21 protein-coding genes are annotated in these 21,328 nt (G+C 71.0%); 13 read left to right on the top strand and 8 right to left on the bottom strand.

Translation table 11 applies throughout. The annotated features are described in order from the left end of the window. Nucleotides 1-15 precede the first annotated feature (15 nt). The 5 genes from AB0M82_RS41955 to AB0M82_RS41935 all read left to right on the top strand — a co-directional run bounded on the left by AB0M82_RS41955 (nt 16) and on the right by AB0M82_RS41935 (nt 4,559). Nucleotides 16-948, top strand: coding sequence for a MerR family transcriptional regulator (locus tag AB0M82_RS41955; protein ID WP_364734698.1), 933 nt, complete (start codon nt 16-18; stop codon nt 946-948). A 108-nt stretch (nt 949-1,056) separates the two neighbouring features. Next, a complete protein-coding gene (locus AB0M82_RS41950; protein WP_364734696.1) occupies nt 1,057-1,911 on the top strand; it encodes a hypothetical protein in 855 nt (284 codons plus the stop codon). Nucleotides 1,912-2,053: 142 nt separating this feature from the next. Further along, the gene (locus AB0M82_RS41945) at nt 2,054-2,650 is read left to right on the top strand and encodes a response regulator transcription factor (RefSeq protein ID WP_003073605.1); all 597 of its coding nucleotides are present in this window, start codon (nt 2,054-2,056) and stop codon (nt 2,648-2,650) included. A 397-nt stretch (nt 2,651-3,047) separates the two neighbouring features. Then, complete coding sequence (locus tag AB0M82_RS41940) at nt 3,048-3,620, top strand: sigma-70 family RNA polymerase sigma factor (RefSeq protein WP_364734710.1); 573 nt, start codon at nt 3,048-3,050, stop codon at nt 3,618-3,620. Further along, nucleotides 3,621-4,559 carry an anti-sigma-D factor RsdA gene (locus AB0M82_RS41935; protein WP_364734694.1) on the top strand — a complete coding sequence of 313 codons (939 nt, stop codon included), beginning with the start codon at nt 3,621-3,623 and terminating at the stop codon, nt 4,557-4,559. A gap of 86 nt (nt 4,560-4,645) precedes the next feature. On the opposite strand, the gene AB0M82_RS41930 is transcribed toward AB0M82_RS41935, so the two are convergent. Beyond that, entirely contained in the window at nt 4,646-5,041 is a 396-nt protein-coding gene (locus AB0M82_RS41930; RefSeq protein WP_364734708.1) for a DUF5319 domain-containing protein, read from the bottom strand. A gap of 130 nt (nt 5,042-5,171) precedes the next feature. Here AB0M82_RS41930 and guaB point away from each other — a divergent pair, with 130 nt between their 5' ends. From guaB to AB0M82_RS41910, 4 genes are all read left to right on the top strand, one after another. Beyond that, nucleotides 5,172-6,683, top strand: coding sequence for an IMP dehydrogenase (guaB, locus tag AB0M82_RS41925; RefSeq protein ID WP_364734692.1), 1,512 nt, complete (start codon nt 5,172-5,174; stop codon nt 6,681-6,683). Nucleotides 6,684-6,763: 80 nt separating this feature from the next. Beyond that, a complete protein-coding gene (locus AB0M82_RS41920) occupies nt 6,764-7,216 on the top strand; it encodes a DUF3574 domain-containing protein (RefSeq protein WP_364734690.1) in 453 nt (150 codons plus the stop codon). A 74-nt stretch (nt 7,217-7,290) separates the two neighbouring features. Further along, nucleotides 7,291-7,821: a hypothetical protein gene (locus AB0M82_RS41915; protein ID WP_364734688.1), complete on the top strand. Its 531-nt coding sequence runs from the start codon at nt 7,291-7,293 to the stop codon at nt 7,819-7,821. A 77-nt stretch (nt 7,822-7,898) separates the two neighbouring features. After that, entirely contained in the window at nt 7,899-9,032 is a 1,134-nt protein-coding gene (locus AB0M82_RS41910) for a GuaB3 family IMP dehydrogenase-related protein (RefSeq protein WP_364734686.1), read from the top strand. Here AB0M82_RS41910 and AB0M82_RS41905 read toward each other — a convergent pair. Beyond that, complete coding sequence (locus tag AB0M82_RS41905; protein ID WP_364734684.1) at nt 9,016-9,216, bottom strand: DUF397 domain-containing protein; 201 nt, start codon at nt 9,214-9,216, stop codon at nt 9,016-9,018. The genes AB0M82_RS41910 and AB0M82_RS41905 overlap by 17 nt on opposite strands. Before the next feature lie 163 nt (nt 9,217-9,379). Here AB0M82_RS41905 and AB0M82_RS41900 point away from each other — a divergent pair, with 163 nt between their 5' ends. From AB0M82_RS41900 to AB0M82_RS41890, 3 genes are all read left to right on the top strand, one after another. Then, on the top strand, nt 9,380-11,092 hold the full coding sequence (locus AB0M82_RS41900; RefSeq protein WP_364734682.1) for a GMC family oxidoreductase: 1,713 nt from the start codon (nt 9,380-9,382) through the stop codon (nt 11,090-11,092). A gap of 10 nt (nt 11,093-11,102) precedes the next feature. Next, a complete protein-coding gene (locus tag AB0M82_RS41895) occupies nt 11,103-11,810 on the top strand; it encodes a maleylpyruvate isomerase family mycothiol-dependent enzyme (protein WP_364734680.1) in 708 nt (235 codons plus the stop codon). Between the two features lie 178 nt (nt 11,811-11,988). Continuing rightward, nucleotides 11,989-13,467, top strand: a complete 1,479-nt coding sequence (locus tag AB0M82_RS41890) for an FAD-dependent oxidoreductase (protein ID WP_364734706.1) — start codon at nt 11,989-11,991, stop codon at nt 13,465-13,467. Nucleotides 13,468-13,518: 51 nt separating this feature from the next. On the opposite strand, the gene AB0M82_RS41885 is transcribed toward AB0M82_RS41890, so the two are convergent. Together AB0M82_RS41885 and AB0M82_RS41880 are read right to left on the bottom strand one after the other, a co-directional pair. Continuing rightward, on the bottom strand, nt 13,519-14,964 hold the full coding sequence (locus tag AB0M82_RS41885; protein WP_364734678.1) for an aldehyde dehydrogenase family protein: 1,446 nt from the start codon (nt 14,962-14,964) through the stop codon (nt 13,519-13,521). Nucleotides 14,965-15,044: 80 nt separating this feature from the next. Further along, the gene (locus AB0M82_RS41880; protein WP_364734676.1) at nt 15,045-15,593 is read right to left on the bottom strand and encodes a DinB family protein; all 549 of its coding nucleotides are present in this window, start codon (nt 15,591-15,593) and stop codon (nt 15,045-15,047) included. A 108-nt stretch (nt 15,594-15,701) separates the two neighbouring features. Here AB0M82_RS41880 and guaA point away from each other — a divergent pair, with 108 nt between their 5' ends. Continuing rightward, nucleotides 15,702-17,258: a glutamine-hydrolyzing GMP synthase gene (gene guaA, locus AB0M82_RS41875; protein WP_364734674.1), complete on the top strand. Its 1,557-nt coding sequence runs from the start codon at nt 15,702-15,704 to the stop codon at nt 17,256-17,258. Between the two features lie 57 nt (nt 17,259-17,315). On the opposite strand, the gene AB0M82_RS41870 is transcribed toward guaA, so the two are convergent. The 4 genes from AB0M82_RS41870 to AB0M82_RS41855 all read right to left on the bottom strand — a co-directional run bounded on the left by AB0M82_RS41870 (nt 17,316) and on the right by AB0M82_RS41855 (nt 21,123). After that, the gene (locus tag AB0M82_RS41870; RefSeq protein WP_364734672.1) at nt 17,316-17,555 is read right to left on the bottom strand and encodes a hypothetical protein; all 240 of its coding nucleotides are present in this window, start codon (nt 17,553-17,555) and stop codon (nt 17,316-17,318) included. Beyond that, complete coding sequence (locus AB0M82_RS41865; RefSeq protein WP_364734670.1) at nt 17,548-18,840, bottom strand: PspC domain-containing protein; 1,293 nt, start codon at nt 18,838-18,840, stop codon at nt 17,548-17,550. The genes AB0M82_RS41870 and AB0M82_RS41865 overlap by 8 nt, the downstream gene beginning before the upstream one ends. A gap of 136 nt (nt 18,841-18,976) precedes the next feature. Further along, entirely contained in the window at nt 18,977-20,173 is a 1,197-nt protein-coding gene (locus AB0M82_RS41860) for a site-specific integrase (protein ID WP_364734668.1), read from the bottom strand. Further along, nucleotides 20,173-21,123, bottom strand: coding sequence for a hypothetical protein (locus tag AB0M82_RS41855; RefSeq protein WP_364734666.1), 951 nt, complete (start codon nt 21,121-21,123; stop codon nt 20,173-20,175). Before AB0M82_RS41855 ends, AB0M82_RS41860 begins: the two co-directional genes overlap by 1 nt. Nucleotides 21,124-21,328: the final 205 nt, after the last annotated feature.

The raw sequence follows: 21,328 nt of genomic DNA, 5'->3' as shown, positions 1-21,328 counted from the left end.
GAACCCACCCTGCCGGTGGCATCAGTTGCCCGCCGGCTCGGGGTCGCCCCGTCCACCCTCCGAACCTGGGACCGCCGTTACGGGCTCGGCCCCAGCCGGCACACCGACGGCCGCCACCGCCGCTACGGCACCTCCGACATCGGCAGGCTGGAACTGATGCAGCGCGCGCTCCTCAGCGGCGCGTCCACTGCCGAGGCCGCGCGGTACGCCCTCGAGCAGATGCCGCGGTCCGGACCGCCCCAGCCGGAGGAGAGCGGAGAGCGCCCCGGTGCCACGGCCGCCGACGACGGCCACGAGGTCCGGGCCCGCCTCGCCCGGCGGCTGAGCACCGCCGCGCTCGCCATGGACGTCGGCGCGGTGCAGCGCATGCTCGCCGAGACCATCGCCGACCTCGGCGTCCTCCCGGCGTGGACCGGCGTGATCGAGCCGGTGCTGTCGGCGCTCGGGGCCCGCTGGCGCGGCGCCACCGCGGGCGCCGAGGTCGAGTACCTGCTCGCCGAGTGCGTGTTCGCCGCGCTGGTGCGCGCGACACCGGTGCTCGACGAGCCGCGCAACACCCGCCCGGTGCTGCTGGGCTGCGTGCCCGACGAGCGCGACACGATGCCGATGTACGCGCTGGCCGCGTCGCTGGCGGGCCGGCGGATCGGCGCCCAGCTGTTCGGTGTCCCGCTGCCGGCGGAGGTCCTGGCCGTCGCCGTGCGCCGCAGCGCGCCCGCGGCCGTCGTGCTCTGGGCGCACCGGCGCGGCGTCGCCGACACCCGGCTGTTCGCGCGGATCTCGCGAGGGCGGCAGCGCGGCAGGCTGTTCGCGTGCGGGCCCGGCTGGGACCCGGCCGGCTTGCCGGAGACGGTGGAGCTGCTGCCCGACCTGCCGGGCGCGGCGGACCGGATCGAGCACGTCCTGGCCGGCGCCTGGCCACCCCAGCTCGGCGTCGAACCTCGCGAATGACCCATTCCGGACCTCCGGCGTCCCGGCTGAGCCGTTCGCGACGCCGCGTGGGCGCGTCCGGCCACTTCGATCATGGTTTTGTCGGTGGGGACCCGCTAGAAAGGACGCGTGCACGAACCCGCCCTCCGGGCCGCCGCGTTCGGGAGCGATCCGCTGCCCGGCCCGGCCGTCGTGCGCGGTGCCGAGACCCCGAGGGAGCGCCTGCTGGCCGCGATCGTCCTCGGCGCCCAGGGCCGGTACGCCGCCGCTGCGACACTCCTCGACCCGCTCAGGCGGCAAGGCGACCCCTTCCTCGCCTCCCTCGCCGCCAGCACTCTCGGCTCCCACCGGCGGCAGCTGGGCGGCCACCGGCACGCCCGCGCGCTCGACGGTGAGGCCTTCGCGCGAGCCGCCCCGCTGACCGGTGACCCGGATCCGGACGGCCTCGACGCGGCGGGCGCGCGGGCCGACGCCCTGCTCGGCCTGGCCGCCGACAACCTCGCGCTGGGCCGATTGGGCGCGGCGCGGCGCCTGGCCGGCCGGGCCGCGGCGGAGGACGCCGGGTGGCGCGCCCGGGTCCGCGGCGGCTGGGTCGGCGCCGAAATCGAACTCGCCGCAGGTCAGGGCGCCGCCGCTGTGCCGCACGCCCGGCGCGCATTCGAAACGGCGCTCGCGCGGGGTGCGCGGCGGCACGCGACGAAATCCGGGATCGTGCTGGCCGTGGCACTGCGGGCGGTCGGCGCCCCCGATCACCAGGAGATTTCGGACGACCTTGTCGGAAATGCGATCGCGACGGCCGAGGAATGCGAATTGCTTTCACTTTTGTGGCCGGCGGCCCTCGTCGCGGCCGATCTACGCCCAGGACACGCCGAGGAGTATCGATTCAGAGTGGCTCAGGTGTTGCACGCAGTGTTACGAAGCGCAGATCCTTGCGGGAGGAGGATCGCGGGGGAATCACCATGGGTTCCCGCCCGGGGTAGTTGAGCGGTGCTTGAGCCGTCGGAATGGGGTGTTCCGGCATCCGGGCTAAGAAGTTTCAAAAAAAGCCACCGGATCGTGTCAAGGTTCGGGCTAAAGCGTCCGATAGGGGAAGTGGAATGTCACCCGGCTGCAGGAAGGAAACCCCGTGACGACGGTCTTGATCTGCGACGACCGACGCAGTGTCCGTGAAGGGCTCACCCGAGTGATGTCCGCGGTCCCTGGGGTCAGTCGCATCGACTGCGTAGCGCACGGTGACGAGCTGCTGGCCCGGTACTCCCGTCAGCCCGTCGACGTCGTGCTGGTCGGGACGCAACGCGCGGTCCCGACAGGTGTCGAAGCCACCCGGCGGCTCGTCTCGGCCAACCCCCAGGCGAACGTCATCGTCTTCGGCGCTCCGGACGACGCGGGCAGCATCGCCGCGGCGATCGCCGGCGGCGCACGCGGCTACCTCCGCTGGGACGCGTCCCGGCCGGAGCTGGTCGCCGCACTGGCCCACACCCTCGCGAGCACTTCGGTGCCCGCGCCCCGTCAGCCGTCCGATCCGGGCGTCCAGCTGACCGAGCGCGAGCTCCAGGTGCTCCGCGGGATGAGCCAGGGCAAGAGCAACGGCCAGATCGGCCGCGAGCTCTACCTGTCCGAGGACACGGTGAAGACCCATGCCCGGCGGCTGTTCCGCAAACTCGGCGTGCGCGACCGCGCGCAGGCCGTGGCGCACGGCTTCCGCCGCGGCCTGGTCAGCTGACCCGTTCCGCGCGGCACTCTCCTCGATCCTGACACGGCCGGAATACAGGTGACGACGGGCCAGGGCGCACTGCCCTGGCCCGTACCTGTGTGGTCCCCATCACATTCCGGCGCCCTCCGCGGCAGCCTCCCGGGCGGTTCTTCGCCCGCGGTTCCGTTCGTCCGGCGGAACTCGTACCCCCGACCCGGCTCGCTCGTTCTCATCGACGACGACGACCGCGAGTCAGCAGGACAATCCGTATTTTCGCCGCTCCGAAGGGTGCGGCACGCCGGTGAAGACCGCGCGCGCCGCTCCTGTGTCGGCCGACGGTACGGTAGCGGTCACCGGCCCGCGGTGGAGGCAACCACGAACCGGACTCTTTGCACGCCTACACGTAACACTGGGACTGTTGTCTGCGATGGCCAATGTGGGGGATGGACTGGATGAACCGGTCGCCGCTGCTGTCGAGGGAGATCCCCAGGCGGTGGAGCGGCTGCTGGCTGCTATCCGTCCACTGGTAGTGCGGTATTGCCGCGCCCGGGTTGGCAGGCAGGAGCGATCGTTCGCTTCGGCGGACGACGTTGCGCAGGAGGTGTGTCTCGCGGTGCTAACGGCGTTGCCTTCGTACCGTGACCAAGGGCGCCCTTTTCTGGCGTTCGTGTACGGGATCGCCCAGCACAAGGTCGCCGACGCGCACCGCGCGGCGGCGCGCAACCGAGCCGAACCGGTGGCCGATATCCCCGACGAGGTCGAAGTCGGGGTGGGCCCCGAGCAGCGGGCGCTGCAAGGTGAGCTCAACGAGCGGATGTCACAGTTGTTGAAGGTGCTGCCGGACAAGCAGCGGGAGATCGTGGTGCTGCGCGTGGTCGTCGGCCTGTCGGCGGAGGAGACCGCGGATGCGGTGGGCTCCACCCCCGGCGCCGTCCGCGTCGCCCAGCACCGCGCCCTCGCGCGGCTGAGAAAGGTCCTGGCCGCGGAGGAGGTGATTTGAGTGACCGGTCACGAGAAGAGTTTCGAGCCCGATGACGTCTTCGGCAGTGGCCTGACGGCGTCGGAGGCGGAGTTCGCCGCCGACCTGTCGGCCGTACAGGCCGACGACGCGCTGCTCGACGCGCTCGGCGGGTCCGATCCGGCGCTTGCCGACGGTCTCGGCGACCAGGAGCTCAATTCGTTGCTGGTGGCGTGGCGAAGAGACATCGACAGTGAGCCATTGGCCGAGCTCGTCGACGTCGACACCGCTGTGCGCGCCGTGACCACGTCCGCTCTCGCGAAGCGGCATTCTTCGAGCGGACGCCGCCGCAGGCTGCTCGTCCCCGTCGCCGTCGCCGCCGCCGTGCTGGCGATCGCGTTCACCGGGACCGGGCTGGCCGCGCGCTCCGCGCAACCCGGCGACACGCTGTGGGGCCTCGCGAAGGTCCTCTACTCCGACCACACCCGCTCGGTCGAGGCGGCCGCGACGGCGAAGCTCGACCTCGAGAAGGCCAACCTCGCGATCGCCGGCGGCAACCTCGACGTCGCCCGCCAGGCCCTCCAGGACGCTCAGGCCGCGCTGTCGCAGGTCACCGACGACGAGAACCGCGACCAGCTGATGGAGCAGCACCGGCAGCTCGCCGCCCAGCTGCAGAACCCCGAGGCCCCGGTCCAGGGCCCGATTCTGACCTCGGCGCCGCCGGTCGTGCCCGGCGCTTCGCCGACGCAGACGCCGCCGGCCGGCTCGGCGACGTCGATTCCGGGCAGCGGCAGCGGGACCACCAGCCTCCCGGGCAGCGGGACGCCGACCCCGACGCCCCCGCCGCCGACCACCGAGACGCCGACTCCGACGCCGACCCCGCCGCCGACCACCACGGTCGCGGCGAGCGGCAACGACCCCGGAACGCCGCGCAGCGAGTCCGCCGGCGGTGAGCCGCAGGGCGTCACCGAATCGCCGTAGTCTCCGAAGGACGCGAAAGAGCCCTGGTGACCTTGCTCACCAGGGCTCTTTCGTGAGTTGATGCGGGTGCGTCGTGCCAGCGGGCCTCAGTAGGCGCTTTCGTTCGCTGTCACGCCGTCGGCGAAGCCGCGGCAGTAGTCCCAGCTGACGTAGTCGCCGGGGTTCGGGTCGTAGGCCGGCTCGTGCGGGCGCATCCGCCCGTCGGCCAGCAGCTGCTCCAGGCTGGCCCGCAGCAGGTGCCAGTCGTGGTAGTGCGGTTCGTCGCACTCACCGCAGTCGACGACGATCCCGCGCACCCCACGGGGCTCGAGGAGCGCCTGGTAGACGGCCAGATCCGAGAGATCGGCCAGCAGCTCGGTGCGTTCGGAGTCGCTGATCGGCTCGTCCAGCCGGTCTTCGTGGTCGAGGAATGCGCGGGCGGGGTCGTCCGGGTCGTCCGCGAACGGGTCTGGAGGCAGGACATCATGCGCCACGGCCAGCACGGTACCGGGCGGCCCCGGTGGCTCGCCCACCGCCCGGGGCGGGAGCGGCGCGGCGGATATCATGAGGGGAAGGCTCCGAGTCGCCACAGCGACCCCGCTCATCCCGCGCCAGGAAGGCCCTTCACCCGCTATGACCAGCGACGGCATCACCGCCCCCGTTCCGGCCAAGTTCGCCATGCTCGGCCTGACTTTCGACGACGTGCTGCTGCTGCCGGCCGAATCGGACGTCGTGCCCAGCGCGGTGGACACCAGCACGCGGCTGACCCGGAACATCTCCCTCGGCATCCCGCTGGTCTCGGCCGCGATGGACACCGTCACCGAAGCTCGGATGGCGATCGCCATGGCCCGTCAGGGCGGGATCGGCGTGCTCCAGCGCAACCTGCCGATCGACGAGCAGGCCGCCGCGGTGGAGGTCGTCAAGCGGTCCGAGGCGGGCATGGTCACCGACCCGGTCACGTGCGCGCCGGACGCGACGCTCGCCGAGGTCGACGCTTTGTGCGCGAAGTTCCGCATCTCCGGCGTGCCGGTGACTGACGCGTCCGGTGCGCTGGTGGGCATCATCACCAACCGCGACATGCGGTTCGAGGTGGACCACAGCCGCCCGGTGTCCGAGGTCATGACGAAGCCGCCGCTGGTCACCGCGCAGGTCGGCGTGTCCGCGGACGCGGCGCTCGGCCTGCTGCGCCGGCACAAGATCGAGAAGCTGCCGATCGTCGACGGCGCGGGCAAGCTGCGCGGGCTGATCACGGTCAAGGACTTCGTGAAGACCGAGCAGTACCCGAGGGCGACGAAGGACCCGGACGGCCGGCTCATCGTCGGCGCCGCGGTCGGCGTCGGCCTGGACGGGCACAAGCGCGCGATGGCGCTGGCCGACGCGGGCGTCGACGTGCTGATGGTCGACACCGCGCACGGGCACTCCCGCGCGGTCGTCGACACCGTCTCGCTGCTGAAGAAGGAGCTGGGCGACTCGGTCGACATCGTCGGCGGCAACGTCGCGACGCGGGCGGGCGCGCAGGCGCTGGTCGACGCGGGCGCGGACGGGGTCAAGGTCGGGGTGGGCCCTGGCTCGATCTGCACCACCCGGATCGTCGCGGGCGTCGGCGTCCCGCAGATCTCCGCGATCTACGAGGCGGACCAGGCGTGCCGCCCGGCGGGCGTCCCGGTGATCGGCGACGGCGGCATCCAGTACTCCGGCGACATCGCGAAGGCGATCGCGTCCGGCGCGTCCACGGTGATGCTGGGCAGCCTGCTGGCCGGCACCGCCGAGTCGCCCGGTGACCTGATCCTGGTCAACGGCAAGCAGTTCAAGGTCTACCGCGGGATGGGTTCGCTCGGCGCGATGCAGTCGCGTGGCCAGGCGAAGTCGTACTCGAAGGACCGCTATGCCCAGGACGACGTGCTGAGCGAGGACAAGCTGGTCCCCGAAGGCATCGAAGGCCGGATCCCGTTCCGCGGGCCGCTGGCCAACGTCGTGCACCAGCTCGTCGGCGGCCTGCGTTCGGGCATGGGCTACGCGGGCGCGAACACCATCGCCGAGCTGCAGGAGGCGCAGCTGGTGCGGATCACCGCGGCCGGGCTCAAGGAGAGCCACCCGCACGACATCACGATGACCGTGGAAGCGCCCAACTACACGACGCGCTGAGTCCGCCCCATCGGACGTTCCCTTCCCGGTCCCGGCTCGCGAGACTGTTCTCGTCGAGCGAGGACCAGGGAGGGAGCGCGATGGCGGTTTCGCGAAGGGCGGTGGCGGCGGTGGCCGCGGCGGCGGTGCTCGGGCTCGGCGGCGGGGTGGCGGCGGCGTCCGCCTCGGCGTCTCCGGGCACGGCGACCACGGCGCAGACGTCGCCGGGGGAGATCTGGAAGCGCACCGAGCTGTTCTTCGGCACCGGCAAGCCGGACGGCACCGAAGTGACCGACAAGGAGTTCGCCGCGTTCTCCGACCAGGAGATCACCCCGGCGTTCCCGGGCGGCTTCACCCGGCTCGACGGAAACGGCCAGTGGCGCGGCGGCTCCGGGGCGATCGTGCGGGAGCACACGCACGTGATCGTGCTGCTGTACCCGTTCGCCGACCATGCCGCCGAGCGGGAGATCGAAGAGATCCGGACCGACTACCGGAAGCAGTTCCAGCAGGAGTCGGTACTGCGTTCGGACTCCGTGGAGAAGGTCTCCTTCTGAGCCTTCGTGACCTAGCGTGCTTACGGTAATCGGTCTATCGCCTTGCGTGGCCATCGTGGTGTGCACTGAAGGGCATGACGGTCGGCCGCTTCACGCGCGTGCTCCGCAAGGTGTTCTTCACGGCGGTCGCCCTCGTTTCGCTGTTCCTCGGCGGCATGGTCTGCCTGATGTGCCAGGTGCTGGCCGGCCGGGACGCGCCGACGTACCGCGTCGAAGGGCAGGTGGTGGCCCACGAGCGGGGAAGGCTCCCGGTCGGCGGTGACGAAGACGCGGTGAGCGACACCATCGCCGTCGACGCCGCGGACGGCGGGCACTACCGCGTCACCGCGGTCGGTCCCGGCCTGGACCTGCCGGCCGGGCAGCCGGTCGCGCTCGACGTGTCGACCGCCGACGGCGCCATCGCGTACCTGCGGGCCGGCGGCAGCGTGGTCGACCTGCGGCCGGGCGTGGTCCGGCCGGTGCTGCTGATCGTCGCCGCGCTGCTCGCCCTGGGCGCGGTGTACTTCGGCGCGGTCCGGCTGAACGTCTACCCGCCGGTGGCGACCTGGCTGGCCCTCGCGCTGGGCGCGTTGCTGGCGCCGGTCGCCGTGTTCGTGCGGGTCTAGACCCCCGTGCGCGAGTCACCCACCCGGACCATCGACAATGGGGCACGGCAGATCGTCGTCGTTCGAGGAGGCTTCACGTGCGGGACCTGGTCGAGATCGGGATGGGCCGCACCGCGCGGCGGGCGTATGACCTCGACGACATCGAGATCGTGCCGTCGCGGCGGACCCGGTCCTCCGCGGTGGTGTCCACCGCCTGGCAGATCGACGCCTACCGCTTCGACCTGCCGCTGGTCACGCACCCGACCGACGCGATCGTCTCGCCCGGCACCGCGGTCGCCGTCGGCGAGCTGGGCGGGCTGGGCGTGCTCAACGCCGAAGGGCTCTGGGCCCGGCACGCGAACGTCGAGGACGCGATCTTCCAGCTGGTCCGCGCGGCCGAGGACCTCGAGGACCCGACCGCGGTCGGCCGCGTGCTGCAGGAGCTGCACTCCGCGCCGATCCGGCTCGACCTGCTGACCGAGGCGATCAAGACGGTCCGCGAGTCCGGCGTCACGGTGGCCGCGCGGGTCAGCCCGCAGCACGCCGCCGAGCTGACCCCTGACCTGATCGCCGCCGGCGTCGAGATCCTCGTCGTGCAGGGCACGATCGTCTCCGCCGAGCACGTGCAGCGTGACACGGAACCGCTCAACCTCAAGGAATTCATCGGCCGGCTCGACGTCCCGGTGATCGCCGGCGGCGTCAGCGACTACCGCACGGCGATGCACCTCATGCGCACCGGCGCCGCCGGCGTCATCGTCGGCCACGGCTACACGCCGGGCGTGACGAGCACCGATCGCGTCCTCGGCATCGGCGTCCCGATGGCCACGGCGATCATCGACGCCGCGGCCGCCCGCCGCGACTACCTCGACGAGACCGGCGGCCGCTACGTCCACGTGCTCGCCGACGGTGGCATGACGGTGTCCGGCGACATCGCCAAGGCCATCGCGTGCGGCGCGGACGCCGTCATGCTGGGCTCCCCGCTGGCCGCCGCGTCGGACGCGCCCGGCCAGGGCCTGTACTGGACCGCGGCGGCCGCGCACCCGTCGCTGCCGCGCTCACGCGTGGCGGCCGGGCCGGACTACGCGGTCGACCTCAAGACCCTGCTGTTCGGGCCATCGTCCGACGCGGAAGGCGTGGTGAACCTCTTCGGGGCGCTCCGCCGGGCGATGGCGAAGACGGGTTACTCGGACCTCAAGGAGTTTCAGCGGGTGGGGCTCACCGTTCGCCGGTGACGTGCGCGAGGAAGGCCGTGAAGGCGGCCGTGGAGTAGACGAGCACCGGGCGGGCCGGCCGTCCGGCCTGCTTGGTGTCCCGCACCCCGACCGCGTCCGGCGCGAAGCCGATCTCCACGCAGGCGTTCTCCTCGAAGTGGCTGTGGCTCGACTTGCGCCAACCGGTGAGCGTTCGTGGGCTCATCGTGGTGCCTCCTCGAATCGTGTCCCCGTCGGTCCAGCGCCGACGTGAACATCGAACTACCGGTTAGATACCCACAAACACACGCTCCCGAAAAGCCCCGATCGGGTGACTGGCGAGTAACTTACCTCTAGTCAGAACGGAGGGGCGCAGTTACGCTCCAGGTGTGACTGCCAGTAACACCACCACCGGTGCGGGTGGCCTCGACTACGACGTCGTCGTGGTGGGGTCGGGGTTCGGCGGCAGCGTCGCGGCGCTGCGGCTCACCGAAAAGGGCTACCGCGTAGCCGTCGTCGAAGCGGGGCGCAGGTTCGCCGACGACGAGTTCGCGAAGACGTCGTGGGACCTCAAGCGCTACCTCTGGGCGCCGCAGGTCGGCTGTTACGGGATCCAGCGCATCCACATGCTCAACGACGTCATGGTGCTGGCCGGCGCCGGGGTCGGCGGCGGGTCGCTCGTCTACGCGAACACGCTGTACCGGCCGCTCAAGCCGTTCTACGCCGACCGGCAGTGGGCGCACATCACCGACTGGGAGTCCGAGCTCGCGCCGCACTACGACCAGGCGAGCCGCATGCTCGGCGTCGTCACGAACCCGAGCGTCACCCCGTCGGACGTCGTGATGCGCGACGTCGCGAAGGACATGGGCGTCGCCGGCTCCTTCCACCCGACGCCCGTCGGCGTCTACTTCGGCAAGCCCGGCGAGCGCGCGGCGGACCCGTACTTCGGCGGTGCCGGCCCCGAGCGCACCGGCTGCACCGAATGCGGCTCCTGCATGACCGGCTGTCGCGTCGGGGCGAAGAACACGCTGGTCAAGAACTACCTCTACCTCGCTGAGCAGGACGGCGCGCGGGTCATCCCGCTCACCACGGTGACCGCCGTGACGCCGTTCGACGGCGGCTACGAGGTCAGCCTCAAGAAGACCGGGACGACGTCGAAGAAGTTCCGGACCACCATCACCGCCGAGCAGGTCGTCTTCGCCGCCGGCACCTGGGGCACCCAGAACCTGCTCCACCGGATGAAGGACACGGGCACGCTGCCGAAGCTGTCGCGCCGGCTCGGCGAGCTCACCCGCACCAACTCCGAGGCCATCATCGGCGCGGCCCGCACCGAGGTCGACGAAAGCCGTAACTTCAGCCGCGGGGTCGCGATCACCTCGTCGATCCACCCCGACGAGAACACTCACATCGAGCCGGTCCGCTACGGCAAGGGCAGCAACGCCATGAGCCTGCTGCAGACCATCGCCACCGACGGCGCTTCGCCGGTGCCGCGCTGGCGGCAGCTCGCGCGGTTCCTGCTCAGGCACCCGATCCAGTCGGCGCGGATGCTCAACGGGTACCGCTGGAGCGAGCGCACGGTGATCCTGTTGGTGATGCAGAGCCTCGACAACTCGATCACGACGTACACCAGGCGCGGGCTGTTCGGGCGGCGCAAGTACACGTCGAAGCAAGGCCACGGCGAGCCGAACCCGAGCTTCATCCCGGCCGGGCACGAGGCCAACGAGCGCACGGCCGAACACATCGGCGGCATCGCGGGCGGCACGTGGGGCGAGATCTTCGATATCCCGCTGACGGCGCACTTCATCGGCGGCGTCCCGATCGGCGCCACGGCGGAAGACGGGGTGATCGACCCGTACCACCGCGTCTTCGGCTACCCCGGCCTGTCCGTCGTCGACGGCGCGGCGATCACGGCCAACCTCGGCGTGAACCCGTCGCTGACCATCGCGGCCCAGGCCGAGCGGGCGTTCTCGTTCTGGCCCAACAAGGGCGAGGCGGACGCGCGCCCGCCGCAGGACGCGCCGTACGCCCGGTTGCGGCCGGTCGCGCCGAAGAACCCGGCCGTTCCGGCGGAAGCACCCGCCGCGCTGCGCCGATCCTCCTAGACTCGGAGCCGTGACGGCATCCGAGAAGGCGCACGCGCTGCTCGACGGCATCCGGAAGCTCGACGACGAATGGGCGCGGGCCATCGGTGGCCTCGGCGAGCCCGAGCTGCGCGCGCCCAGCGCGTTGCCCGGCTGGTCGCGCGCACACGTCCTGACCCACGTCGCGCGCAACGCCGACGGCCTGGGCAACCTGCTGACCTGGGCGAACACCGGGGTCGAGACGCCGATGTACCCCAGCCCCGAGGCTCGTGAGGCCGACATCGAGGCCGGTGCCCGGCGCGGGTCCGCCGACATCCTCGCCGACTTCGTCGCGTCCGCCGCGCGGTTCGAGGAGTACGCCGGGGCGATGCCGGACGAAGCGTGGGCGCGCGAGGCGCGCAACCGGCAGGGCGCCCCGGTCACCGGCGCCGTCGTGGCGCGGATGCGGCTGTCCGAGCTGGCCATCCACCTCGCCGACCTCGACCGCGGCTACGACCTCGACCGGGTCCTCGGGCTGCTCGGCCCGCTCACCGAGGACGTCGTCCAGCACGCGATCACGTCCCGGAGCGCCCACCTGCCGGCGCTGCGCCTGGTCGCGGGCGGGTTCGAGTGGACGATGGGCGCCGCCCCCGGCGCGCCGGTCACCGGCTCCGCCGGCGAGCTGCTGGCGTGGCTCACCGGACGCTCCGACGGTTCGGCCCTCGACGGTGATGTGCCACCCGTCCCCGCCTGGTCGTGAGGCGCTGACCAGCGGCGGCCCGCGTGGACGTCGCCGGGCGGCCGCCCCGGCGACGGATCTAGACTGGGCGTCCCCGGCACGGAGGAGTCCGATGTGGACAGCATGAGCAGGCTGGACTGACGCGGTGGCCGAGCACGACCAGGGACAACCCGGCGGACGACCGCACGTCTACGACCGTATGGACCTGGGCAGAAGGGCGTTCCTCCGGCTCGCGGGCGTTTCGGCGGCCGGCGCCGTCGTCGCTGCGTGTGGGCCGGACAGCCCCTCGGCGCCCGTCGCGTCGACCGCTCCGGCGTCCCCGTCGGCCTCCGGGCCGCCCGCCAGCCGGCTGCCGACCGGCCCGCCGAACTGGGACGAACTGCGCGCGAAGCTGACCGGCGGGCTGCTGCGCCCGGACAGTGAGGGCTACGGCAACGCCAAGCGCGCGTTCAACCCGCTCTTCGACAACAACAACCCGATCGCCGTGGCGACGGCGTCGACCGCCCAGGACGTCCAGACCTGCGTCCAGGCCGCGGCCGGGCGCGTGACCCTCGCCGCGCGCAGCGGCGGGCACAGCTATGCCGGGTACTCGGTGCCCGACAGCGGGCTGGTCGTCGACGTGTCCGCGCTGAACAAGGTCGTCGTCCAGGGTGGCCAGGCCGTGATCGGCGCCGGCGCGAAGCTGAAGGACGTCTACGCCGCGCTGGCGCGGGCCGGGCGCGCGCTGCCCGCCGGGTCGTGCCCGACGGTCGGGATCGCCGGGCTGACCCTCGGCGGCGGCATCGGCGTGCTCTCCCGCAAGTACGGCCTGACCTGCGACCACCTGAGGTCCGCGCAGGTCGTCACGGCCGACGGCCGGCTGCTCACCGCGTCCGCGAGTTCCGAACCGGACCTGTTCTGGGCGCTGCGCGGCGGGGGCGGCGGCAACTTCGGCATCGTCACCGAGTTCACGTTCGACACCGATCCGGCGCCGAACCTGACCGTGTTCTCGCTGCACTTCCCGGCCGGTTCCGCGACCGACGTGCTCGCCGTGTGGCAGAACTGGATCGCCGCGACGCCGCCGGAGCTGTGGGCGAACGTGGTCCTTTCGGGCGGGTCGCCGGTCCAGTGCCGCGTCAGCGGCTGCTACGTCGGCGGCACCGCCGGGCTGAACACCCTGCTGAACAACCTGATCACCAACGCCGGGGCGCGGCCGGCGCAGCGCACCGTGCGCAGCCTGGACTACCTCGGCGGGATGCGGTTCTTCGAGGGTGGCTCGGCCCGGCAGACGTTCGTCGCGTCGTCGCGGATCATCACCACGCCGGTCGACGCCGCCAAGGTCGTCGCCCTCGCCGAGGGCCGCACCGGGACCGATCTGCTCATCGACGCTCTCGGCGGGAAGGTCGCCGAGCCGGCGAAGAACGCGACGGCGTTCTGGCACCGCGACGCGCTGGCGAGCGTGCAGGTCTACGCCCAGGCGACGGCGAAGAGCCGGGACAAGGCGGCGCAGTCGGTCGCCGACGTCGTCGCGGGCCTCGCCGCCGTCGGCGCGGGCGGCGGGTACGTCAACTACATCGACCCGGCCCTGCCCGACTGGAAGGCCGCCTACTACGGCGACAACGCCGGCCGCCTCGCGGACGTCGCGAAGAAGTACGACCCCTTCAACGTCTTCCGGTTCGGGCAGAGCGTGGGAAGCTGATCAGCGGAGCGAAGCTCCTCCGTTGAGGGCGGCGGCGGGGGCATGGACGGACTACAGGTCGATGCCGGTGAACACCGTGACGCGTTCCTCGGTCAGGTCGTGCATCGCGGACAGGACGCCTTCGCGGCCGACGCCGGAACCCTTGACGCCGCCGTACGGCATCTGGTCGGCGCGGTAGGACGGGACGTCGCCGATGATCACCCCGCCGACCTCCAGTTCCGCCGACGCGTTGAACGCCAGCTGGATGTCGGTGGTGAACACCCCCGCCTGCAGGCCGTACGCGGATTCGTTGACCGACCGGAAGGCGGCGTCCACACCGTCCACAACGGACACCGCGAGCACCGGGCCGAAGATCTCCTCCGCCCAGGCCCTGGTGCCCGGCGGGACGTCGGTGAGCACCGTCGGGGCGACGGTCGCGCCGTCGCGGGTGCCGCCGGTGAGCACCTTCGCGCCCGCCTCGACCGCCTCGTCGATCCACGCGATGATCCGTTCGGCGGCGGCTTCGTCGACCACCGGGCCGACATCGGTGTCGCGGTCGTACGGGTCACCGGTTCGCTGCGCCTGCACGGCTTCCACCAGGGCGGGCACGAACTCGCCGGCGACGGCGGCGTCGACGATCACCCGCTGCACCGCGATGCAGGACTGCCCGGCCTGGTAGTTGCCGAACGTGGCGATGCGGTGCGCGGCGCCTTCGGGGTCGGGCCAGTCGCGCAGCACCACGGCCGCCGCGTTGCCGCCGAGTTCGAGCACGACGTGCTTGCGTGGCGCGGCGTCCTGGATCGACCAGCCGACCGGGCCGGAGCCGGTGAACGACACGACGGGCAGCCGCGGGTCGGCGACCAGTGCCCGCGTTTCGTCGTTTCCCAGCGGCAGCACGGAAAACGCGCCCTCCGGCAGGTCGGTTTCGGCCAGGACCTCGCCGAGCACCAGCGCCGACAACGGCGTCCGCGGCGCGGGCTTGACGATGATCGGCGCGCCGATCGCCAGCGACGGCGCGACCTTGTGCGCCACCAGGTTGAGCGGGAAGTTGAACGGCGCGATGCCGAGCACCGGGCCGCGCGGCACGCGGCGGGTCAGCGCCAGCCGCGCCTCGCCCGCGGGGTCGGTGTCGAGGCGCTGGACGTCGCCGGTGAACCGGCGGGCCTCCTCGGCGGCGATGCGGAACACCGACACCGCGCGCTTGACCTCGGCTTCGGCCCACTTGAGCGGTTTGCCGTTTTCGGCGGTGATCACTTCGGCGATCTCCTCGGCGCGCGCGGCGAGCACGCGGGAGACGTGGTCGAGCGCGCCCGCGCGGACGTGCGCGGGGGTGCGGCGGAACTCCTTGGCGACCGACACCGCGGCGGCGACCGCGCGTTCGACCTGGTCCGGCCCGGGCACGGCGACCGTGGCGACCTCGCTGCCGTCGTACGGGTGGCGCACGACGAAGGTGGTGGCGCCCGGCTCCGGGCGGCCGGCGATCCAGGCGGGGCGCGGCTCGGGAGTGATCATGTCCATGCGTACCAACGTAATCCGGGCGGAGACCCGATCGGCGGACCCCCACCCGGACGGGTCACGGCCGGCGGCGCGGGCGCCCGTCACGGCTGGTGGCGGTAGAGGTCGCGCAGCAGGAGCACCTCGGCGCAGTGGTGGATCACCTCGCGGTTGATGTGCAGCACCAGGGTCGCCATCGGGTACTCCGCGTACGGCCCCTCCGCCGGGCCGCACGGTCGCGCGAAGGCCTCGCCGTCCAGGGTCAGCACTCCGGAAATCCACTGCGCGTAGAGGTCGTCGAGCCGCGTCAGCGCCTCGGCGGCCGTCCCGGGGTAGGGGTAGGTCTCGTAGCTGATCGGCGCGCCGCCGAAGTGCGAGCCGATGCGCGCGCCGAGGACGCCGACGAGGATGTGGCCGAGCCGCCACGCGATGGTCGTGACCGGGGGCGGGGACGGCTCCGGGAAGGCGAAGTCGATGGTGAACGGGCCCGTGCCGGGCTCGTCGTCCGACTTCCGCGGCCGCACGGTCCAGCAGCCCGCGACCGGTTCCCAGAGGTATTCGTCGTCGGTGAGCCCCTCGAGCTTCGGGCGCACCAGCACCTTCCAGTGGAAGTCGAGCTGGTCGGTCAGTTCCTTGGTCCAGTTCACAGCCATACCGGGCACCGTAGGCGCGATTCAGGACAGGACCGGCCCTGAATCCCGGGGGACCGGGCCCACCTGGGACGATGGCGGGGAACCCCACTTCTCGTCTGGAGGCGCCAGGTGCCCAACCCCACCGGTCCGGTTCTCGTCGTGGACTTCGGGGCGCAGTACGCGCAGCTGATCGCCCGGCGCGTCCGCGAGGCACAGATCTACTCGGAGGTCGTCCCGCACAGCGCGTCCACCGAAGAGATCCTCGCGAAGAACCCCGCGGCGATCATCCTCTCCGGCGGCCCCTCGAGCGTGTACGCCGAAGGCGCGCCGGGCATGGACCCGAAGCTCACCGAAGCGGGCGTGCCGATGCTCGGCATCTGCTACGGCCACCAGCTGCTCGCCAGCGCGCTCGGCGGCGTCGTCGAGCCGACCGGCGTCCGCGAGTTCGGCCGCACCGAGGTCCGCGTGACCGGTGACGGCGGTGTCCTGCACGCCGGCCTGCCCGCGCACCAGCCCGCCTGGATGAGCCACAACGACAGCGTCACCAAGGCCCCGGAGGGCGCGGTCGTCACCGCGTCGTCCGACGGCGCCCAGGTCGCCGGCTTCGAAGACGTCAAGCGCCGCTTCGCCGGCGTCCAGTACCACCCGGAGGTCGCGCACTCGCCGCACGGCAAGGAGGTCCTGCGCCGGTTCCTGCACGACATCGCCGGCATCGAGCCGCAGTGGACGACGTCGTCGATCGTCGAGGAGCAGGTCAAGCGGATCAGCGAGCAGATCGGCGACGGCCGCGCGATCTGCGGCCTGTCCGGCGGCGTCGACTCCGCCGTCGCGGCCGCGCTGGTGCAGCGCGCTATCGGCGACCGGCTGACCTGCGTGTTCGTCGACCACGGCCTGCTGCGCGCGGGCGAGCGGACCCAGGTCGAGCAGGACTTCGTCTCCGCCACCGGCGTCAACCTCGTGACCATCGACGCGCGGCAACGCTTCCTCGACGCGCTGGCCGGCGTCACCGACCCGGAGCAGAAGCGCAAGATCATCGGCCGCGAGTTCATCCGCGTGTTCGAGCAGGCCGAGCGCGACCTCAAGGCCGCGGGCGACTACCGGTTCCTGGTCCAGGGCACGCTGTACCCGGACGTCGTCGAGTCCGGCGGCGGCGAGGGCACGGCGAACATCAAGAGCCACCACAACGTCGGCGGGCTGCCGGACGACCTGCAGTTCGAGCTGGTCGAGCCGCTGCGGCTGCTGTTCAAGGACGAGGTCCGCAAGGTCGGCACGGAGCTGGGCCTGCCCGAGACGATCGTGCAACGCCAGCCGTTCCCCGGCCCCGGCCTGGGCATCCGCATCATCGGCGCGGTCGACCAGGAGCGCCTCGACACACTGCGCGCGGCCGACCTGATCGCGCGTGAGGAGCTGACGGCGGCCGGGCTGGACCGCAGCATCTGGCAGTGCCCGGTGGTGCTGCTCGCCGACGTCCGCAGCGTCGGCGTCCAGGGTGACGGCCGGACGTACGGGCACCCGGTGGTGCTGCGCCCGGTGTCGTCGGAGGACGCGATGACCGCGGACTGGACGCGCCTGCCCTACGACGTCCTCGAGCGGATCTCGACCCGCATCACCAACGAGGTCGCGGAGGTCAACCGGGTGGTACTGGACGTCACGTCCAAGCCGCCGGGCACCATCGAGTGGGAATGACCCCTTGGTCACGACTCGAGGCCCCGGCGTGGAATCCGGGGCCTCGAGAGTTTCGGCTCAGCGGCGGCGCTTGCCGCCGAACGACGCGCCGAGGAGCATCAGCCCCACGAACACCGCGCCGCCGGCGATCACCCAGCGGAAGTCGAACCGGGGCAGCCAGCTCGCGCCGTCCGAGAGGACGTACACCGACACCAGCAGGGTCGCGATCCCGACGATCAGGGTGAAGAAGTCCACCCCGCGCCGGGCGGGCCGGGTGTCCGTCGCGTTGTCGTAGGCGTATGGGTTCTGGTCAGTCACGCCGCACCTCCACGTTGCCCACACTGTTCGAGACGTGCAGGGTGATCTTCTGGCCGCCGACGCCGTCGGTGCCGTAGTCGGTCCCGCTCAGGGCTTCCTGGCTGATGCCGTCCGTCGTGCGGTCGAAGCACGCCATGGAGCCGGCGCCGGTGTGGCAGTCGTAGGTGACGTCCGCCGTCTCCGGCACGATGACCGTGGTGTCGCCCGCGCCGTTGACCACGTTGGTCGTGATCGGGGCTCCGGCAGGCAGCTTGGTCAGGTCGAGGTCGATGTCGCCGGCCGCGTGCTGGTAGAGCGGCTTCAGGTCGGTCACCGCGCGCGGAGTCACCGTGAGATCCCCGGCGCCGCCGCGGAAGTCGAAGTTCTGGAACGGCGCCGTCGTCAGGATCATCCCGGCGATCGCCAGCGGCACCGCGAGCCCGATCAGGCCCCGCCCGCCGCGGGCGAACGCCCCGGCGACCAGGCCGATCCCGACTACGCCGAGGACCAGGCCGATGACGTGCTGCGCGGAGAACCAGGTAGCGCCGTTGAGGTTCGCCAGCACCCCGCCGCCGGCGGTCAGGACGGCGAGCGCGAACGTCGCCGAACCCACCTTCGACCGGTGGCGTCGCTGCGGCGCTCCGTAGGACGGCGGCGGGGTGGGCCGCGGCGGCTCCTGGACGGGCGGCGCGTCGGGCAGGTCCCAGCCCGCCGGATCGGCGGCCAGGGGATCCCAGCCCTGCGACGGCGACTTCGCCTCGGCGGTCGCGGTGTCGGTCATGGTGAAGGCTCCGTTTCCGGTGAAGGCCGGGTAGGACGACCGCGCGAAGACCGGGACCGGCCGGTTCTCCTGGCCGCGGCTGCGGTGCAGCAGGTACAGGGAGGCGGTGATGAGCGCGAAGCTGATGAGACCCCCGCCGTCGAACCACGAGCCGCCGAAGGCGCCCCCCGCGCCGATGACGGTGAGGACCATCAGCACGACGGCGAACGCCGGCGACACCGACGACCGGCCGCGTCCGATCAGGCTTTCGAAGCCCGACACCTCATCGCTCTCGCCCGGCAGGAACAGCCACCCCAGCAGGTAGAACGGCACCCCGAAGCCACCGAAGATCGTCGCCACCACCAGCGCGACCCGCACCACCACCGGGTCGATCCCGTACCGCTGCCCGATCGCGGCGGCCACCCCGGCCAGCTTCCGGCCGGCGTGCGGCCGCCGCGGCCGGCTGACCCAGAAGTCCTTCACGGTCTCCTCGAAGCCGTTCAACGGACCCGGCTTCGGCGCCCGAGTTTCGCTCGCACCACTCATACCGAAGAGCATGCGGCACACGCGGCTGCGCGACATCCGGGATGGTCCCTGATGTTCCCCTGATGTTGCGACCTGGGATGACGTGTTCCGGAGCGGTGTGGAGTTAATAGGAGTCTCTGGGGCGTATTGTCCCAGGTCAGGCGGTCTCTTCGGAAGCCCCTTCGGGAGCCTCTGGGAACTCTTGGTTGTCGCGGTCCGTCCCACGGTCCGTCCCACGCGGTCCCACAGCCTTGAGCGGCTGAGACTCGCCGAGCGCGGCGAGCACCCGGCCCTGAGCGGCCTGGGTCTGCTGGACGTACTCGCGCGTGATCGACAGGTCACTGTGCCCGAGCAGATCGGCGAGCAGGAAGGCGTCAATGCCGGCCTCGGCGAGGCGAGTGGCGTAGCCACGGCGAGCCCCATACGGCGTCTTGTGGTCGACCCCAGCGCGGCCCGCGGCGATCGACAGCGCCTCTCCGAGAGAGTTGGGCGACAGCGGGCGACCGTTGACAGTGAAGACCAGGGCGTGTGTGCACGGTGTGCCGCCGAAGTGTGGCACGCCGCAGCCCGTCTTCAGGTCGCGGTTCGCGGTCCGGCGGTTGTAGATCTCCTCCGCCTTCGACGTGAGCGGCACGACGCGCACTTCGTCGTCCTTCGGCCACTCGCGGATGAACTTCGACTTGAAGACGTAGACCTCGTTCACGGTGACCCGGCGGGCGCGGGTGCTGACGCGGTGGGCGTGGAGGCCGGCCAGCTCGCCGGGCCGCATCCCGGTTTCGAGCATGAATTCGATCGCGTCGCGCCAGGGTTGCTTGAGTTCGTCGCCCAGCTCGGCCACGTCGGTGGGCTCGATGTAGATCTTCGGCTTCTTCACGATGCGGGGCAGCTTCACGCCGGCGCACGGGTCGGCGGTCAGGATCTTCCGTTCGACCGCGATCGAGATGGACACGCGGAACACGCCGTAAATCCGGCGCACAGTCCGCGGCTTGAGTCCCAACCGGCTGAGCGAGTCCACCCACGCCTGAATCTCCGGCTGCTCGAGCTTCACGAGCGGCGTGCTGCCCCACTGTGGCCGGACGTACTTCCGGACGTGGTTCGCCTCGTTCCTTGGCGTGTCGGACGCGAACTGTCGGTCAACCACGATGGCGTCCCACCAGTCACCCCACCCGGTTTTCGGGGAGAGCTTGTCCGACTTCGACGCCGCTTGGCGCTTCGCCTTGCCCTCGGCCTCGACCGCGGCATCCTTCGCGTCGGATTTCCTGTCGAACGTGCCTGGCACGCGCTGCCGCTCGCCGTTCGCGTCGCGGTACAGGCCGCGGTATCTACCGCTCGGGAGCTTCTCGACGCTAGGCATCAATTCTCCTGTTCTTTTCTGTACTGCTCGGCCTTCTCGGCGCCGACCTCTGCCGAATGGCGAAGCATCTCGTAATGTGCTCTCGCAGTGTTGTAACGATCAGCTGCAAATCTTGTCTGCATGCGCGCTTCGTCAAGAGTCGTGCGCAGTTCATCGACTTTGGCTAGCAGTTCTTGGATTTCTGGAGGAATCTCCGCGTTTTTGATCCCAGCGCTTACCTGCTCCGCGCTCCATTCGGCAAGTCGTATCCGCGCCTCCGTATCTGCCCGGCTAAAGGAGCTAACGATGCTGTTGACTGCGTCCTGAGCATGTTGTGCAGCCCTGCGAGCTACGGTTACTTCAGCGGCGGCCGCTGCCAACTCTTCTTCGATGACAGAGCGCTGCATGGTATATATCGCGCCCTCGACCATGTCCCGGAGCCGACGGAGGTCGTCTAGGCCTAGGCCGGTCAGGCGGTCACGTAGGGGGATTTCTCGCAGGGGAATCTCGCGCGGAGCAATTCCATAGGGAGTCAATCCATATGCTACTGGTGGTTCGAGCGCTGTCCGAGACAGATTTTGCGGAGAAGTACTATCCTCTCTGTCGCGAGTCGAACTCAAAACTCTTTCGACTTCTTCGGCCGGCTTAGTCTTAGCGCGTGCGGATAGAAGTGTGCCGGGTTGAAGGTAAAATAGGTTCTCGATGTGTTGCCACGTCAAGTAGCGGACCTTCTTGCCATTTTCGACACGTAAATACGTCTTATATGCAAGTTCGGCTCTTTCTGCTGCTGCCTCGGCTGTGAGGCCTCGCGCTATTCGCTCCTGGCGGATTATCCCGCCAAGCAACTCGTCGTACTCCGTGGCGGTGATTGCGTGATGTGCGTACTGCACTGCGGCTTCGCGCAGGGCTGAGCGGGGCGGCTCGCTCCCCGGGTCGCCCTGGCTGTCTTTGCCGTTCGCCTGCATCGTCACACCCTAATGGTGCCTGGTGACATGTAGGAGTGTCTAGGAGTCTTGGGTAACTACATGCATGTAACTCTAGGCAGGTAGTGTCACCCAATTGGGTGACTACTCGAAAGTAACCCAGGTCAGGCCAGGGGACCACGTGTTCGAGGGTCCTTGCAGGGATGGGAGTCTTGTGGGTAGCTTAGGCATCCTTCGGGCGATCTTGGCCCAC

The sequence above is a fragment of the Amycolatopsis sp. NPDC051128 genome (genome assembly GCF_040682715.1).
Taxonomy (GTDB): Bacteria; Actinomycetota; Actinomycetes; order Mycobacteriales; family Pseudonocardiaceae; genus Amycolatopsis.
This window is presented reverse-complemented; position numbering and strand designations above follow the sequence as displayed.